Annotated in this window: 14 protein-coding genes; 7 read left to right on the top strand and 7 right to left on the bottom strand. The window is 72.9% G+C overall.

What is annotated here, in order from left to right:
* Positions 1 to 6: 6 nt before the first annotated feature.
* Positions 7 to 885 carry a carbohydrate ABC transporter permease gene (locus AB0B72_RS27205; RefSeq protein WP_367741835.1) on the bottom strand — a complete coding sequence of 293 codons (879 nt, stop codon included), beginning with the start codon at positions 883 to 885 and terminating at the stop codon, positions 7 to 9.
* Between the two features lie 40 nt (positions 886 to 925).
* Positions 926 to 1,783, bottom strand: coding sequence for a carbohydrate ABC transporter permease (locus AB0B72_RS27210; RefSeq protein ID WP_367741959.1), 858 nt, complete (start codon positions 1,781 to 1,783; stop codon positions 926 to 928).
* 277 nt (positions 1,784 to 2,060) lie between these two features.
* Between AB0B72_RS27210 and AB0B72_RS27215 the strand changes: the two genes are divergently transcribed.
* Both AB0B72_RS27215 and AB0B72_RS27220 read left to right on the top strand, forming a co-directional pair.
* Positions 2,061 to 2,216: a hypothetical protein gene (locus AB0B72_RS27215; protein ID WP_367741836.1), complete on the top strand. Its 156-nt coding sequence runs from the start codon at positions 2,061 to 2,063 to the stop codon at positions 2,214 to 2,216.
* Between the two features lie 75 nt (positions 2,217 to 2,291).
* Positions 2,292 to 3,581: a polysaccharide lyase family 1 protein gene (locus AB0B72_RS27220; RefSeq protein WP_367741837.1), complete on the top strand. Its 1,290-nt coding sequence runs from the start codon at positions 2,292 to 2,294 to the stop codon at positions 3,579 to 3,581.
* Between the two features lie 56 nt (positions 3,582 to 3,637).
* On the opposite strand, the gene AB0B72_RS27225 is transcribed toward AB0B72_RS27220, so the two are convergent.
* The 4 genes from AB0B72_RS27225 to AB0B72_RS27240 all read right to left on the bottom strand — a co-directional run bounded on the left by AB0B72_RS27225 (position 3,638) and on the right by AB0B72_RS27240 (position 7,630).
* A complete protein-coding gene (locus tag AB0B72_RS27225) occupies positions 3,638 to 4,786 on the bottom strand; it encodes an epoxide hydrolase family protein (protein WP_367741838.1) in 1,149 nt (382 codons plus the stop codon).
* Complete coding sequence (locus tag AB0B72_RS27230) at positions 4,783 to 5,250, bottom strand: hypothetical protein (protein ID WP_367741839.1); 468 nt, start codon at positions 5,248 to 5,250, stop codon at positions 4,783 to 4,785. The genes AB0B72_RS27225 and AB0B72_RS27230 overlap by 4 nt, the downstream gene beginning before the upstream one ends.
* Before the next feature lie 115 nt (positions 5,251 to 5,365).
* A complete protein-coding gene (locus AB0B72_RS27235; protein ID WP_367741842.1) occupies positions 5,366 to 6,829 on the bottom strand; it encodes an aldehyde dehydrogenase (NADP(+)) in 1,464 nt (487 codons plus the stop codon).
* Complete coding sequence (locus tag AB0B72_RS27240) at positions 6,830 to 7,630, bottom strand: NAD-dependent epimerase/dehydratase family protein (protein WP_367741843.1); 801 nt, start codon at positions 7,628 to 7,630, stop codon at positions 6,830 to 6,832. It abuts the gene before it with no gap.
* 251 nt (positions 7,631 to 7,881) lie between these two features.
* Here AB0B72_RS27240 and AB0B72_RS27245 point away from each other — a divergent pair, with 251 nt between their 5' ends.
* Genes AB0B72_RS27245 through AB0B72_RS27265 form a run of 5 tightly spaced genes read left to right on the top strand, consistent with a single transcriptional unit; the run spans position 7,882 to position 16,005 of the window.
* On the top strand, positions 7,882 to 8,787 hold the full coding sequence (locus AB0B72_RS27245; protein WP_367741844.1) for a 5-dehydro-4-deoxyglucarate dehydratase: 906 nt from the start codon (positions 7,882 to 7,884) through the stop codon (positions 8,785 to 8,787).
* A complete protein-coding gene (locus tag AB0B72_RS27250; RefSeq protein WP_367741845.1) occupies positions 8,781 to 10,040 on the top strand; it encodes a glucarate dehydratase family protein in 1,260 nt (419 codons plus the stop codon). The genes AB0B72_RS27245 and AB0B72_RS27250 overlap by 7 nt, the downstream gene beginning before the upstream one ends.
* Positions 10,037 to 11,158, top strand: coding sequence for a hypothetical protein (locus tag AB0B72_RS27255; protein ID WP_367741846.1), 1,122 nt, complete (start codon positions 10,037 to 10,039; stop codon positions 11,156 to 11,158). Before AB0B72_RS27250 ends, AB0B72_RS27255 begins: the two co-directional genes overlap by 4 nt.
* A 47-nt stretch (positions 11,159 to 11,205) precedes the next feature.
* Entirely contained in the window at positions 11,206 to 14,412 is a 3,207-nt protein-coding gene (locus AB0B72_RS27260) for a BTAD domain-containing putative transcriptional regulator (protein ID WP_367741847.1), read from the top strand.
* Positions 14,413 to 14,442: 30 nt separating this feature from the next.
* A complete protein-coding gene (locus tag AB0B72_RS27265; RefSeq protein ID WP_367741849.1) occupies positions 14,443 to 16,005 on the top strand; it encodes a DHA2 family efflux MFS transporter permease subunit in 1,563 nt (520 codons plus the stop codon).
* Between the two features lie 35 nt (positions 16,006 to 16,040).
* Here AB0B72_RS27265 and AB0B72_RS27270 read toward each other — a convergent pair whose 3' ends face one another.
* Positions 16,041 to 16,583: a DUF402 domain-containing protein gene (locus AB0B72_RS27270; RefSeq protein ID WP_367741850.1), complete on the bottom strand. Its 543-nt coding sequence runs from the start codon at positions 16,581 to 16,583 to the stop codon at positions 16,041 to 16,043.
* Between the last annotated feature and the right edge of the window lie 52 nt (positions 16,584 to 16,635).

The following is a 16,635-nucleotide window of genomic DNA, read 5'->3' on the forward strand; positions in this document are numbered from 1 at the left end:
GGGGTGCTATCCCTTGACCGCGCCGGCGCTGATGCCGTGCACGAGATAGCGCTGGACCACTGCGAACACGCAGACCACCGGCAGGGCGGCGACGACGCCCCCCGCCGCGAGAGCCCCGAAGTCGGCGCTGTACTCCCCGATGGTGTAGCTGAGCCCGACGGGGATGGTGAAGCTGTCCTGCCGGCTGACGAACATCAGCGCGAACAGGAAGTTGTTCCAGGTGTGGATGAAGGCGAACGAGCCCACGGCGATCAGCCCCGGCCGCAGCTGGGGCAGCACGACGGCCAGGAAGGCCCGCAGCCGCGTGCAGCCGTCGACCATGGCGGCCTCCTCCACGGAGAACGGCACGGCGGTGACGAACCCGCTCATCAAGATGATGGACAGCGGCAGGTTGAACACCGTGTCGGCCACGATCAGGCTGCCCAGGCTGTTGATCAGGTGCAGCGTCTTGAAGATCGTGAACAGCGGGATGAGCATCATGGCGCCGGGGATGAACTGGGTGCAGAGCAGCACGACCATGAAAAGCGTCCGCCCGCGGAACCGGTAGCGCGACAGCGCGTAGCCGCCCATGACCGCGAGCACGGTCGTGACGAACAGCGACCACAGGCCCACGACCACGCTGTTGCGGAAGAACACGGCGTACCCGAGGTCGTTCCACACCGTGGCGAAGTGGTCGAAGGTGATCGGCCACGGCACCGGGGTGGTCGAGCCGGCGGGCCGCAGGGCGAAGACGAGCATCCAGTAGAACGGCACGAGGGTGAAGACGAGGTACAGCCCGAGGGGCAGGTAGAGCCGCAGCACCCGGCCGCGGTCCCGCCTGGGCCGCCCGCGCGTCCCGGCCGGAAGCGCGGGCGATCGCGGCCGGCTGATGACGTCGGCGCTCATGTCCGCCGCTCCCCTCCTCGTCTCGCCGCGGGCTCCGGGGTCACCGCTCTCCCCCGAACCGGCTGATCCGGAGGTAGAGCAGGGAGCAGAACAGCAGGATCACGAACCCGGCCATGGTCAGCGCGGAGCCGTACCCGAAGTCCTTGGAGTCCACCGCGCGCTGCGCCACGTAGAGGGGCAGCGTAGTGGTCACCTGCGCGGGGCCGCCGCCCGTGAGCGTGTAGAGCAGGTCCACGTTGTTGAACTCCCAGACCGAGCGGAGCAGCGTGGCCAGCACGATCGCGTCCCGCAGGTGGGGCAGCGTCACGTGGTGGAACCGCCTCAGCCGGCTCGCCCCGTCGACGGCGGCGGCCTCGTACAGCTCCCCGGGGATGCCCTGGAGACCGGCGAGCAGCAGGATGGCGAAGAACGGCACGCCACGCCACAGCTCCGTGATCACGACGGCGGAGAACACCGTGCCGGGATTGCCGAGCACGGCCGTCTCGGGCCGGCCGAGGAAGCGGAGCACGCCCGTGCCCGGCGTGTAGAGCAGGATCCAGATGCCGGTCGTCAGCACTCCGGAGACGGCCCAGGGGGAGAACACCAGCGACCGCGCGAGCCCCCTGCCGATGAAACTTTCATTGACGATGAGCGCCAGCGCGAGCCCGAGCAGCAGCTGCAGGGCGATCTCCACGATGACCCATTTCGCGGTGAACCCCAGGCTTTGCCAGAACAGCTCGTCCTCGAACAGCATCTGACGGAAGTTGTCGAGGCCGGCGAAGCCGTCGGCCCATGGCCGCGTCAGATTGCGGTGCTGCAGGCTGTAGTAAGCCACGCTGCCGATGGGGTAGACGAGGAACGCCGCGATCAGCGCCACCGTCGGGGAGATCAGCAGGTACGGCACCGCTCTGCGGCGCATCGTGGCCACCGGGACACCTCCTCGCGAAACATATTTCTGAACCAGGTTCACAAGCGTGGACGGCTCAACCGTGCTGTTCCGCACGCGTGGTTGTCAAGGACTCGTGTCCCTTTCGAAACAATCACCGGCCTTTCCCGTTTCGTCCCACATCTTGACCACGGCGGGGCCGAGTCGTACCGTCCGGTTGTTCATGAATATGAATCCAGTTCAGAAACGTGTCGGGAGCTGCCGGTGACGTCCGAGGGGCTGCCCGTCACGCCGTGCGGCGAGAAGGAGCGTGAAGGCGGGGGTGCGCCTGCGTGGTCTGGACGCGGGACCCGTCCGCCGGCCGCTCGCCGGCCCGGCTCCCGAGCGCCTGAACGGGCTCGCCGAGCCGATCGGCCGCGGCCTCGCCCTGCTCGAAGACCTGGAGCGGTCGCCGGACCCGGCGTGAGATCGCGGAAGCCACGGCCCGGGCTCCCGCCCCCCATCTCACCCCCGGTGGGCGACCGCGTGAACGGAGACAGCCATGCGCACCAACGCCCTCATCCCGGCCGTCCTCGCGCTCGCGGCGGCCGCCACGGCCCTCGCGACGGCCGCCCCCGCCTCGGCCGGATCGCGGGGCACCGAGCTGGGCCGGCAGACGCTGCCCGCCGGCGACGGCTGGGCCTCGGCCGGCACCGGGACCACCGGCGGCGCCGCGGCCCCGGCGGGCAACGTCCACGTCGTCACCGACCGGGCGGGCCTGGTCGCCGCCCTCGCCTCCCCCGGCCCGCGGATCGTCTACGTCAAGGGCGCCGTCGACGCCGGCAGGACCTGCGCCGACTTCGCGACCGGCGGCTACACGCTCGCCGGCTACCTCGCGGCGTACGACCCGGCGGTGTGGGGCCGCGACGCCGAGCCGTCCGGGCCGCTGGAAGACGCCAGGGCCGCCTCGGCGGCCGCCCAGACCGCGTACATGAAGCTGAAGGTGCCGTCGGACACGACGATCGCCGGCCTCCCCGGGGCCGTCGTCCGGCACATCAACCTGCACGTCGACAAGGCCGACAACGTCATCATCCGCAACATCCGGTTCGAGGACGCCGCCGACTGCTTCCCCCAGTGGGACCCCACGGACGGCGACGAGGGCAACTGGAACTCCCTGTACGACAGCATCTCGGTGACCGGCTCGACCCACGTGTGGGTGGACCACAACTCGTTCACCGACGCGGGCAACCAGGACTCCGCGCAACCGCTCTACTTCGGCCGGCCGTACCAGGTGCACGACGGGCAGGTGGACATCACCAGCGGGTCGGACTTCGCCACCGTGTCATGGAACGAGTTCGCCGACCACGACAAGACCATGCTGATCGGCTCCACCAACAACCCGGCGACGGACGTCGGCAAGCTGAGTGTGACCGTGCACCACAACCACTTCTCGAACACGCTCCAGCGCCTGCCGCGCGTACGGTTCGGCAAGGTGCACGTCTACAACAACTACTACGAGATCCCGGACGCCTCCACGTTCGTCTACGCGCTGGGCGTCGGCGTGCGGTCACAGATCGTGGCGCAGAACAACTACTTCCGGCTGAGCCGCGCCGTCGACCCGGCGGGCCTGCTCTACGACTGGGGCGGCACCGCCCTGACCGCGACGGGCAACCTGCTGCGCGTCGCCGGCAAGGAGACCCCGATCGACCTCGTCGCCACCTACAACGCGGCGCACGACCCCGATTTCGGCCCGGACGCCGGATGGACCCCGACTTTGCACACCGGCATCGACCCGGCCTCGTCGGTCCGGCGGGAGGTCTCCCGCCACGCCGGCGCGGGTGAGATCTCCTAGCCCCGCCCCCGTCCCGTACGGCGTGCTCCCACGGGCACGCCATACGGCCGTGCCGCTCAGACCCGCCGCAGCCCGCGGAAGAACGCCCGCAGGTCCTCGCTGAACGGACCCGGGCATTCAAGGGCGCCGAAGTGCCCCCCGAGGGGTACCTCGGTCCAGCGGGCGATGGCGTGGTCGCGCTCGGCGAGGCGCCGCACCGGGCGCGCCACGTCCCGCGCGAAGACGGCCACCCCGGTCGGCACCTCGACGCGCTCCGCTCGCGGCGAAGTGGGCGGATGGAAGGTCTCGTAGTAGATGCGCGCCGACGATCCAGCCGTGCCGGTGAGCCAGTACAGCATTACGTTCGTCAGCAACCGGTCGCGCGGGATGACGATGTCGGGATCCGACCACTCGTGGAACTTCTCCGCTATCCACGCGAGCTGTCCCACCGGCGAGTCGGTCAGTGCGTAAGCGAGCGTGTGCGGCCGGGTCCCCTGGAGATGCGCGTAGCCGGACATCTCCGGCTCGGCCTCGGCGAGGCGGTCCAGCCGCGCCCGGTCGTCCTCGCTGAGGGCGGCCACCTCCTCCGGGTCCGTGGGAGGCCGGGTGAGGAGGGTGTTGAGGTGAATGCCGATCACCTGCTCCGGGTAGGCCGCGGCGAGCTCCTTGGTGATGGCGTGTCCCCAGTCGCCGCCCTGCGCGCCGTACCGGCCGTAAGCGAGCCGCCGCATCAGCTCGGCCCAGGCTCGTGCGACGCGGGGCACGTCCCATCCGGTGTCCGCCGTGGGCCCCGACAGCGCGAAGCCGGGGATGTGCGGGAGCACCAGATGGAAGGCATCGGCCGGATCGCCGCCGTGGGCGCCCGGATCGGTGAGCGGCCCGATGACGTCGAGGAACTCGACGACCGAGCCGGGCCAGCCGTGCGTCATCACCAGCGGCAGGGCGCCGGGCTCCGGTGAGCGGACATGCAGGAAGTGCACAACGGCCCCGTCGATCACAGTCGTGAACTGCGGATAGGCGTTCAGCTCCGCCTCGTGGCGGCGCCAATCGTAGGCGTTCTTCCAGTGCTCGGCCAGGGCGCGCAGGTGGTCGGCGGGGACGCCGTACGCCCAACCCGCGCCGGCGGGCTCCTCCGGCCAGCGGGTGCGGGCGAGCCGGTCACGCAGGTCTTGAAGCCGGTCCTCGGGCACCTCAAGACGAAACGGCCGGACCTCGTCCGCCGTCACGCCGGGTCCTGCCCGCCGGAATCTACTGAATCCTGATCGGGTGCGCCCGCCAAAGCGCGGGCGCGGGCGGTGTCGGCCGCGTCGAAGCCCTCGTGCCCGATGGTCCCGTGGTCCCCCGCCTGCTGATCGATCCATCGGCTGTGGGTCTCCCAGGCGGTCTGCTTGCTCGTGCCGAGGGCGAGGCCGATCTGCGTCCACGACGCCCCCGCCCGGCGCGCGGTGCGGACGGACAACTGCCGGCCGTACCTCGCCTTGCGGGCGATCACCTCGCCGAGCGCGAGCAGCTCCAGCGCCTCGGCCCTGCTGAGGGCCGGAGGGCCGCCGCCGACCACGCCCTCGATGTCCTCGTCGTCTCCCGGGTCCGCGAAAGTCTCACGGGCCCGCAGTTCCTCGAAACGGGCGACCGCCGTCCGGAGGGTCACCTGGCTTTCCAACTCGTCTGAGGACGGCATAACAGAGGTCATGCCGTCAGCATCGTCGTCAGATCACCCTGACGTCAAGCCTCCCTGACGATCTATCATGAACGCGGGGCGGCCGGCGTACCTGAGGGTTCGCCGGCCGGCCCGGTGCGTGCGGGGCTCAGGCTTCGAGGCGGCCGTCGACCCGGCGGGGCAGCCCGAGGGGGTTGCCGTCGCGCAGCTCGGGCGGCAGCAGCTCGTCCGGCCAGTCCTGGTAGGCCACGGGGGTGAGCCAGCGCCGGATGGACGCCGCGCCGACCGAGGTGTGGGCGGGGGTGGTGGAGGCGGGCCACGGACCGCCGTGATGCATCGCCCAGCAGACGGCGACCCCGGTGGGCCAGCCGTTCCAGATGAGCCGCCCGGCGAGCCGCTGGAGGGCGGGCACGACCTCGCGGGCCTCCTCGGCGTCCACCGCGTGGACGGTGGCCGTCAGCGAACCGGGCAGCCGCCCGAGGATCGCGGGAAGGTCCGCCGGGTCGCGGTACCGCACCACGATCGCGGCGGGGCCGAAGCACTCCTCCCCCAGCTCCGGCAGGCCGTCCGCGAACGTGTCCAGATCCGTGACGAACACCCGAGGAGCCACCGAGCCGTCGGCGCCGCCCGCCGCGCCGCTCGCCAGCACGGCGAGGCCGCCGCCTGCCTCGGCGTGCTCGGCCAGGCGCCCGGACGCGCGGAGGTAGCCCTCCCGGATCTTGGCGGTGAGCATGGGCCCGCCGGTGGTCGCGGCGACCGCCTCCGCGATGGCCCGCTCGAACTCCGCCCCCTCCTCGCCCGCCTCCGGCACGAAGACCAGGCCCGGGTTGGTGCAGAACTGGCCCACGCCCAGAGTCAGCGACGCGGCGAACCCCGAGGCGACCGCCGCCGGGTCGGCCGACGGCAGCACGACGACGGGGTTGACGCTGCCCAGCTCGCCGTAGAAGGGGATGGGGTCGGGCCGCTCGTCGATCAGCCCCTTGACGGCCTTCCCGCCCGCGAGCGAGCCGGTGAAGCCCACCGCCGTCACGAGCGGGTGCCGCACCAGCGGGCCCCCCGCCTCGAACCCGTGGACGATCCCGAGCAGGTCCGGATCCGGCAACGCCTGCCGTACGACAGAGGCGGTCAGGTCGGAGGTCCGCGGATGCCCCTCGTGGGCCTTGACCACCACCGGGCACCCGGCGGCCAGGGCGGACACCGTGTCGCCGCCCCCCACCGAGAAGGCGAAGGGAAAGTTGCTGGCGGAGAAGACGGCCACGACGCCGAGGGGGTGGTTCATCCGGCGCACGTCGGGGCGGGGCGGGGTGGCGCCGGGGTCGGGATGGTCGATGACGGCGTCGGCGTACGCGCCGTCCCGCAGGACCTCGGCGAACAGCCGGAACTGCGCGGCCGTACGGGCGATCTCCCCGCGCAGCCGGGCCTCGCCGAGGTGGGTCTCGGCGTCGGCGACCGGCCACAGCTCGTCGGCGTGCTTCAGCAGCGCCTCCGAGAGGGCGTCCAGGACTCCCGCGCGCTCGGACGCCGGGGTGGCCCGCCACCGGGCACCCGCCGCCGCCGCCCTCTCCACGGCCTCGTTCACCACCGCGTCGATACCGGTATCGGTGCCGGTCATTCAGCGCTCCCGGGTGAGGTTGTCGACGTCGAGCTGGGGGCCGCAGAACGAGCCGCCCAGCAGGGAGTGCGGCGGGGTTCCCGGATCCGGCTCGCCGTACTGGGCGATGAGCTCGGCGGCGAAGACCTCTGAGTCGTCCTGCGGCTCGAAGCCGATCGCCCTGCCCTCCTCCAGCGACCACCAGCGGCGGGTGTTGGCGGACACGCCCCACACCACGTGGTAGCCCTCCGCGGCGATCGACGCCTCCACGAGCCTGGCGCAGTCGTCCGGGGACAGCCAGCTGGACAGCATGCGGGTGTCGCGGGGCCGCTCGAAGCACGAGCCGATCCGCAGGCAGGTCACCGCCAGGCCGTACCTGTCGTGGTAGAGGGAGCCGAGCGCCTCATTGGTGACCTTGCTGACGCCGTAGAACGTGTCGGGGCGGGGGAAGAGGTAGTCGGGGGCCTCGCCGGTGCGGGGGTGGAACCCGACGGCGTGGTTGCTGCTGGCCAGCACCACGTGGCGGACCCCGGCCCTGCGTGCGGCCTCCAGCACCACGTACGTGCCGTTGATGTTGACCTGGAGGATGTCGTCCCACGGGTGCTCGGTGCTGTGTCCGCCGAGATGGAGCACGGCGTCGACGCCGTCCATCGCCTTCACCATGGCGTCCTGGTCGGTGATGTCGGCCGTCACCGCCTCCTCGCCCGGGCCGGGCTCGACGGGGGTGACGTCGAGCAGGCGCAGCACGCGTCCCTCCCGGGCCAGCCTGGGCCGCAGCAGGGTGCCCACGCCGCCCGCGGCACCGGTGATGAGAATTCGCATGTCTCTCCCGTTCAGACATCGGCCTGCCGGCCGCGCTTGCTGTCCGCGTGGTCGTGCCCGCGTGTCGCGTACGTGCGGTGGCCTGCCCGCTGCGCATACCTTGACACGGTTCGGAGCGATTCTTACAGTTGCCGCAGCCCGTTCACAATCCTGACTCACGTCCACACTCGTGAATAATGGTGGCCGATGCCCCTGCCGGCCCGGCCCGGATCGTCTGGACGGCGCAGGGCCTAACAAGATTGAGTGGATAGATGCGTCTCGATGGTGTTCTGTTCTTCCCGGTCACCCCGTTCAGAGCGGACGGCACACTCGACGAGGACGCGCTGCGCCGGCATGTGGAGCAGGGCGTGAGCGCGGGGGCCGGCGGCGTCTTCGCCGCCTGCGGGACGGGCGAGTTCAACGCGCTCGGCCTGGACGAGTACGAACGGGTGGTCCGGATCTCCGTCGAGGCCACGGCCGGCCGCGTCCCCGTCCTGTCCGGGGCGGGCGGTGCGCTGCCCTTCGCCCGGGACTGCGCGCGCGCCGCCGAGCGCGCGGGCGGCGACGGGCTGCTGCTGCTCCCGCCGTACCTGGTGAGCGCGCCCGTCGGCGGCCTGGTCCGGTACGTCCAGGAGGTGGCGGGGGCGAGCGGGCTGCCGTCGATCGTCTACCAGCGCGGCAACGCCAGGTTCACCCCCGAGGCGGTCGTGGAGCTCGCCGCCCTTCCGGGGGTGATCGGCTTCAAGGACGGGCTCGGCGACCTCGACCTCCTCCAGCGGATCATCCTCGCCGTGCGCGGGGCGACCGACGAGGAGTTCACCTTCTTCAACGGCCTGCCGACCGCCGAGATGACCGTGCCGGCCTACCGGGGCATCGGCGTGAACCTCTACTCCTCGGCCGTCTTCTGCTTCGTGCCCGAGGTCGCCATGGGCTTCCACAAGGCGGTCACGGCCGGGGACGAGGACCTGACCACACGGCTGCTGGCCGAGTTCTACCGGCCGCTGGTCGAGCTGCGCGACCTCGTGCCGGGCTACGCCGTGGCGCTCATCAAGGCCGGGGTGACGCTGCGCGGCCTCGACGTGGGCGGCGTACGGCCGCCGCTGCTGGACGCCGCCCCCGAGCACGTCGCCCGGCTGGAGAAGCTCATCGCCCGGGGGCTGGAGATCGTCGGATGCTGATCCGGGAGATCCGCGTCACTCCGGTCGCCTTCAGGGACCCGCCCCTGCTGAACGCCGCCGGGGTGCACCAGCCGTGGGCGCTGCGCACGATCGTCGAGGTGGTGACCGACGAGGGGCTGACCGGCCTCGGCGAGACCTACGGCGACCTCCCCCACCTGGAACAGGTGCGCGCCGCCGCCGCCGCGCTGACCGGCCTCGACGTCTACCACCACAACGCCGTGTACGCGGCCGTGGCGGCGTCCGTCGGAACGGACGTCGTCGCCGACATGCACGGCCTGACCGGCGTGGCCACCCAGGAGAAGACCGTTGACCGCGTCTTCTCGCCCTTCGAGGTGGCCTGCCTCGACATCCGGGGCAAGGCCGCCGGACGGCCCGTCTGCGACCTTCTCGGAGGCAAGGTCAGGGACGCCGTGCCGTACAGCGCCTATCTGTTCTACAAGTGGGCCGGCCACCCCGGCGGGCCCGACGACGGCTTCGGCGCCGCGCTCGACCCCGCCGGGCTCGTCGAGCAGGCCCGCCTGTTCGTCGACCGGTACGGCTTCCGCTCGATCAAGCTCAAGGGCGGGGTGCTCCCCCCCGCCGACGAGGTGGAGGCGATCCTCGCGCTGCGCGAGGCCTTCCCCGGGCACCCCCTCCGCCTCGACCCGAACGCCGTGTGGACCGCGGAGACCTCGATCCGGGTGGGCCGCGAGCTCGACGGCGTGCTGGAGTACCTGGAGGACCCGGCCGACGGCATCGACGCCATGGCCAGGGTGGCGGCGGACGTGCCCATGCCGCTCGCCACGAACATGTGCGTCGTCTCCCCACGGCACCTTCCCCCGGCCGTCCGGCAGCGCGCCATCGGGGTCCTGCTGATCGACCATCACTACTGGGGCGGGCTGGTGCGCTCATCGCACTTCGCCACCCTGTGCGACACGTTCGGCATCGAGCTGTCCATGCACTCCAACAGTCACCTGGGCGTCAGCCTGGCGGCGATGACCCATCTGGCGGCGGCCACCCCCTCCATCACCCACGCCTGCGACACCCACACGCCCTGGCAGGACGGTCAGGACGTGGTCGCCCCGGGCGCCCTGCGCTTCGTCGACGGCGCCGTCCCGGTGCCGTCCGGCCCCGGCCTCGGCGTCGAGCTGGACCGGGACGCCCTCGCGGTGATGAACGAGCAGTATGAGAAGTGCGGGATCCGCTCCCGCGACGACGCGACGTACATGCGGTCCGTCGTCCCGTCCTTCTCCGCTCGGAGGCCACGCTGGTGAACGTCATCTACGCCTACCCCTGGGACCTCGTGGGCGACCCCGCGGCCGCCGGACGCCTCGCGTCGCTCGGCGCCGGCGCCGTGGCGCTGGCCGCGTCGTACCACACGACCCGGGCCGCCACCCCCAGGCACCCGGCCCACCGGCTGGTCGACGCCCGGCACGCGGCGTGCTACGTGCCGGTCCGTGAGGAGGCGTGGAAGGGCAGGCGCCTGGTGCCGGGGACACCCACCTGGGTGGCGTCCGACGACCCGTTCGGCGAGGCCCGTGACGCGCTGCGCGCCGCCGGGCTGCCCGTGCACGCGTGGACGGTCCTCACACATAACACCCTGCTCGGCGCGGCCAACCCCGATCTGGTCGTACGCAACGCCTTCGGCGAGCTCTACCCGTACGCGCTGTGCCCGGCTGCGGCGGAGGTGCGCGACTACTGCAGGACGCTGGTCCACGAGATCGTCGAGCTGGGCGAGCCCGACGCGCTGATCCTGGAGGCCTGCGGGGCACTGGGATTCCGGCACGGCGGCCACCACGAGAAGACCGACGGCGCCGACTGGTCGCCGGCCCAGATCGCGCTGCTCTCCCTGTGCTTCTGCGCCTCCTGCGAGGAGCGGTACGCCTCGGCCGGGATCGACGTGGCCGAGCTGCGTGCCCGGGTGCGTGCGGGCGTCGACGGCCGCCCCGCGTCGGTGGACGACGCCCTCGGTGACCTCGCGGACGCCGTACGCGGCCTGCGTACCGGCCTCGCGGGCAAGCTGCGCGACCTGCTCGTCGCCGAGGCCCGGTCGCTGCGCGCCGGCATCCCGATCGCCCTGCACGCCAGCGCCGACCCCTGGGCGACCGGCCCCTTCGCCACCGTTCCCGCCGGAGTGGACGTCGACCTCCTCGTCGGCAACTGCTGGAACTCCCCCGAGGTGGACGAGGCCGGGCTGCGCGCGCTCCACCGGCTCGGCCCGAGAGTCGGCGCGTACGTCCTCGCGCTTCCCCCGCGGCCGGCCGACGGCGCGGCGCTGTCGTGGCTCGCCGAGGCGTACACGGCCGCGGGCGCCGACGAGATCCACTGGTACCACGGCGGCCTCGCCTCCCCCGCCCGGCTGGAGGCGATCGCGGAGGCGATCGCACGCTGAACCGGTCGCACGCTGAACCGGTCGCGCGCTGGGGGACAATCGGTCGCATGCGCTTCGGCATCCTCGGCCCCACACAGGCCCTGCCCGACGGTGACCGTCCGGTCGCGGTCGGCGGGCCGGGGGTGCGCGCGCTGCTCGGGCTCCTCGCCCTCGACGCCGGGCGGATCGTCACCATCGAACGCCTGATCGACGGCCTCTACGGCGCCGAGCCGCCCGCCGGCGCGACCAACGCCCTGCAGGCCCAGGTCTCCCGGCTCCGCCAGCATCTGGGCGACCTGGTGGTGCGCGTCCCCGCCGGTTACCGGCTCGACGTGGCACCGGACGACGTCGACGCGCTGAGGTTCGAGCGCCTGGCGGCCGAGGGGCGCAGGGCACTCGGCAGCGGTGACCACGCGACCGCCGCGGCACGCCTGCGGGAGGCGCTCGGCCTGTGGCGGGGGCCCGCGCTGGCCGACGTCGCCGAGGCTCCGTTCGCGCCCCCGCAGGCCGCCCGGCTGGAGGAGCTGCGCCTGGCGGCGGCGGAGGACCTGGCCGAGGCCGGGCTCGCGCTCGGCCTGCACCAGGACCTCCTCGCGGAGCTGCGCGACCGGGTGACCGCCCATCCCCTGCGGGAGCGGTCGCGCGGCCAGCTCATCCGGGCGCTGTACGGAGCCGGCCGCCAGGCGGACGCGCTGGCGGAGTTCGACGACGCCAGGCGGCGGCTCGCCGACGAGCTGGGCGCCGACCCGTCCGCCGAGCTGGCCGGCATCCACCTCGCGGTGCTCCGGTCGGACCCCTCGCTGTCTCCCCCTTCCCCCTCCCGGCACTCGCTGCCGACCCAGCTCACGCCCCTGGTGGGCCGGGTGGCCGAGCTGGAGCGGATCGGGGCGCTGCTCGCCGAGGCGCGGCTGGTGACGCTCACCGGTCCCGGCGGGACCGGCAAGACCCGGCTGGCACTGGAGGCCGCCTCACGCCGCCCCGGGGAGGTCTGCCTGGTCGAACTGGCGTCGCTGGAACAAGGCGCCGACGTGGCCCGCGCCGTCCTGGGGGCGTTCGGGCTGCGTGAGAGCGGCCTGCCCGTGACGTCGCCCGGCGCGCGCCACAGCGCCGCGCCCGACCCGCTCGCCCGGCTGGTCGCCGCCCTGTCCGGGCGGGCGGCGCTGCTCGTCCTCGACAACTGCGAGCACGTGATCGACGACGCGGCGGGGCTCGCCGACCGCCTGCTGCGGGCCTGCCCGGCCCTGCGGATCCTGGCGACGAGCCGCGAGGCGCTCGGCATAACGGGCGAACGGCTGTACCCGGTGCCGCCGCTGGAGGTCCCGCCGCCGGGCACCCCTCCCGCCGAGGCGCTCGGCTATCCGGCGGTGCGGCTGTTCGCCGAGCGCGCCGGCGCGGTGCGGCCCGGTTTCCGGCTCGACGCGGAGACCACTCCCGACGTGCTGGCCGTCTGCCGGGCGCTCGACGGGCTGCCGCTGGCGATCGAGCTGGCCGCCGCCCGCCTGAGGGCGCTGCCCGCGGCCGAGATCGCCGCCCGGCTCGGCGACACCGGCACGGACCGCTTCTCACTGCTGTCGCGCGGCAGCCGTACGGCACAGCCGAGACACCGCACGCTGCGGGCCGTGGTCGAGTGGAGCTGGGACCTCCTCGACGACGCCGAGCGGGCGCTCGCCCGCCGGCTCACCGTGTTCGCCGGCGGGGCCACGCTGGAGGCCGCCGAGCGGGTCTGCGGGCTGCCGGACACCGACGGCGTGCTCGCCTCACTGGTCGACAAGTCCCTCGTCGAGCTCGTGGACGACCGCTACCGGATGCTGGAGACGATCAGGGCGTTCTGCGCGGGCAAGCTCGCCGAGGCGGGCGAGGAGGAGCGGTTCCGCGAGGCTCACGGGGCGTACTTCCTCGACCTGGCCCTGACCGCCGACCCGCACCTGCGCGCGGCCGGGCAGATCGAGTGGCTGAACCGGCTCGACGCGGAGCACGACAACCTGCACACCGCCGTACGGCGGGCCACCGAGGCCGGCGACGTGGAGCGGGGGCTGCGGCTGCTGTCGGCGGCCGTGGGCTACTGGCTGCTGCGCGGGCTGCGCGGCGAGGTCGGCGAGCTGGCCCGGCCCCTGCTCGACGAGGCCGGTCCTCACCCGGTCGAAGGGCTTGAGGAGGAGCACGCCCTGTGCGTCTGCCTCACGGCGTGGGGCGCCGGGGACGCCCCCGGCCTCCGCCCTCTGGTGGACGAAGCCATCCGCGCGATCGACGCCGGCGAGAGTGTGCCCAGGCAGCCGTTCCTCCTCGTCCTGCGCGCCATAGTCGGCGGCCCGCCGGACCGGGCCGATCAGGTCGCGCTCGCCGACAGGTACGAGATCCTGACGATGGACCCGTGGACGCTGGCACTGGCGGAGTTCAGCGTGGGATACCTCAAGCTGTTCGACGGCCGCGTCGCCGAGGCCGAGAAGGCGATCACCACAGGGCTCGCCCGGGCCCGGACGCTGGGCGATCTGTGGACGCGGGTGCTCATGCTGGCGGCGCTCGCCGACGTCGCCGTGTCCCGGGGGGACCACCCGAGAGTCGAGGCGCTGGCCAACGAGGCGCTCGAGCTGGCCGAGCGGCTCGGCGCGACGATCGACGTGGCCGAGACGCTGTGCCGCCGGGCCAGAGCCCGCGCCAGGACGGGCGCGGAGCCGGGCGCCCGCGCCGACTACGAGCGGGCGGCCGAACTGTCCCGCCGCGTGGGCGCGCCGGAGATCCTCGCGGAGGCCTACCTCGGGCTGGGCGAGCTGGCGAGGCTCGGCGGGCGGCCCGGCGACGCCCGGCGGCTCTACGAGGCCGCCCTGGCCGAGTGCGAGGGCGAGTGGTTCACCGCGCAGGACATCCGGGCCCGGATCTACGTCGCCCTGGGCCGGGCCGCCGAAACGGCCGGGGACGCCGCCGAGGCGCTCGCCTGGCACCGGCGCGCACTCTCCACCAGGTACAGCGACCGTAGCTTCGGCACGACCGCCGAGGTCGCCGACGGGCTCGCCGGGGTCGCACTGCTGGAGGGCGACCCGGAGCGTGCGGCGCGGCTGCTCGGGGTGGGCTCCGCACTGCGCGGCTCCCCGCTTCCCGGCGACCCCGACAACGACCGGGTCTCCGCACGCTGCCGGGCCGCCCTGGGCGACGCGCCGTACGCACAGGTGTACGCGCAGGCCGCCGCCGCCACCCGGGCGAAGATGGACGGCCTGGACGAGACGTCGCCACCGGCGCTGACCGTCCTGGAGGGACACCTGTCAGCGTTCGGTGGATGAGCCGTCAGCGCCGCCCCCGACGCTCGTCCCATGAACGACGCCACCCGGAAATGGGGCACCCTCGCCATCGCGAGCGTCGCCGTCCTGCTGCTCTCCGTCGACATGACCGTCCTGCATCTGGCCCTTCCCAGGCTCGTGGAGGACCTGCGACCCTCGGCCACGCAGTTGCTGTGGATCGCCGACATCTACGGCTTCGCGCTGGCCGCCCTGCTGGTGACCATGGGCAACCTCGGCGACCGCATCGGCCGCAAGCGGCTGCTGCTCATCGGCACCGTCGCGTTCGGCGCGGCCTCCGCGGTGACCGCGTACGCGCCCAGCGCCGAGCTGCTCATCGGGGCCCGGGCGCTGCTCGGCGTGGCCGGGGCCACGATCATGCCCTCCACACTGTCCCTCATCCGCAATGTCTTCACCGATCCGCGGCAGCGCACGACGGCGGTGGGGATCTGGAGCAGCGTCACCGCCGTCGGCTTCGCCCTCGGGCCCATCGTCGGCGGCGTCCTGCTGGACCACTTCTGGTGGGGATCGGTCTTCCTGATCAACGTGCCCGTCGTCGCGCTCATCCTCGTCGGCGGCGCGATCGTGCTGCCCGAGTCGCGCAACCCCCGGCCCGGCCGGATCGACCTCGTCAGCGTCCCGTTGTCGGCGGCCGGCGTGCTGGGCCTGGTCTACGCGCTGAAGGAGGCAGCGGACGGCGGCGTCGCCCAGCCCACGGTACTGGTCTCCGCCGTAATCGGGCTGGTGTCCATCGTCGTCTTCGTCCGCCGGCAGACGACGCTCGCCGAGCCCCTCATCGACGTACGGCTGTTCCGCCGCCGCGCCTTCTCCGCAACGGTGGGGGCCGAGCTGGTGGCGATCTTCGCGATGCTCGCCATGTCAGTGATCTTCGCTCAGTACTTCCAGCTCGTGCTGGGCTGGTCTCCGCTGGTCTCGGGCCTCGCCGGGATGCCGGGAGGGCTGGCGGGAGGCGTGGCGGGCGCCCTGTGCGGGGTGCTCGTGCAACGACTGGGCCGTGGGCCGGTCGTCGCCCTCGGCCTGGCGCTGACCGCGACCGGCTTCTTCCTGTTCAGCCGGATCGGCGTCGACCCCGACTACCCCTACATGCTCGTCGCGATGGTCATCCAGGGGATGGGAATGGGGTTCGCGTTCGGGGTGACCAACGACACGCTGCTCGCCTCGGTGCCGAAGGAGCGGGCGGGCGCGGCGGGCGCGATCTCGGAGACCGCCCACGAACTGGGCGGCGCGCTCGGCATCGCCGTGCTCGGCAGCGTCATGAACAGCTCCTACCGCAACAGCCTGGAGCTCCCCGGAGGGCTGCCGCCGGAGGCCGAGACCGGCATCCGCGACACTCTCGCGGTGGCGCTGCGGACCGCCGCCTCACTGCCCGGCGACGCCGGACAGGCGGTCAGCAGGGCCGCCAAGCAGGCCTTCGTCGACGCCACTCACGTCACCGTGCTCACGGGGGCCGCGATTCTGCTCGTCCTCGCCGTCGCCACCCTGTTCGCGCTCCGCGGTGTGCCCAAGGTGATCCCCGAGCACGAGGAGCCGGCCGATGAGCCCGCCCCCGACGGCGGCCCCGTGACGGCCAGGCTGTGACGGCCGGGCTGTGACGGCGCGCGGCCTGAGTGTGCTCAGGTGACGAGCGACAGCCAGGGACCGTGGGCGCCGTTGAAGGGGCCGGCGCCCCGGCCCACCGCGTCAATCAGCCAGGCGGCCGACCGCTCCGCCCGGCTGATGACGTCCTCGGGGTAGGCGTAGCGCACCTGGTGCTCGGCGAACTCGTCCTCGTCGTCCAGGTGCACTCTGCCGTCCCGGAAGCGCAGCACGTCGAGGTCCAGGTCGACCATCGTCACCTCGCCGTCGCGCCACTCCGGCACCGTGGTGATGTCGCAGTAGATCGCCGTCTCGTGCGGCTCCGCGTTGAAGGTCGCCGTCCACCACGCGTCGCGCGGGAACAGCATCACGTACGGCAGTCCCCAGACCACGGGTGGCTCGTAACCCCGCCGGGCGACCGTGCCGGAGGCGCAGCCCACCCACACCCCGTGCTCGTCCTCACCGAGCGGCCGCGCCCCATGGTTCCAGTGCAGCGATCCGTCGTACTTTCGGTAGACGACCCTCACCTCGGACGGCGGGGGCGTCTCCTCGGAGATCAGCTCCGGTCTCGTCTCGGACACGGGCGGGACGCTATGTCACGCCCGCATCCGAGTACAACGGGTTATCCGTACG

Source organism: Microbispora sp. NPDC049125, assembly GCF_040802045.1.
Lineage (GTDB): Bacteria > Actinomycetota > Actinomycetes > Streptosporangiales > Streptosporangiaceae > Microbispora.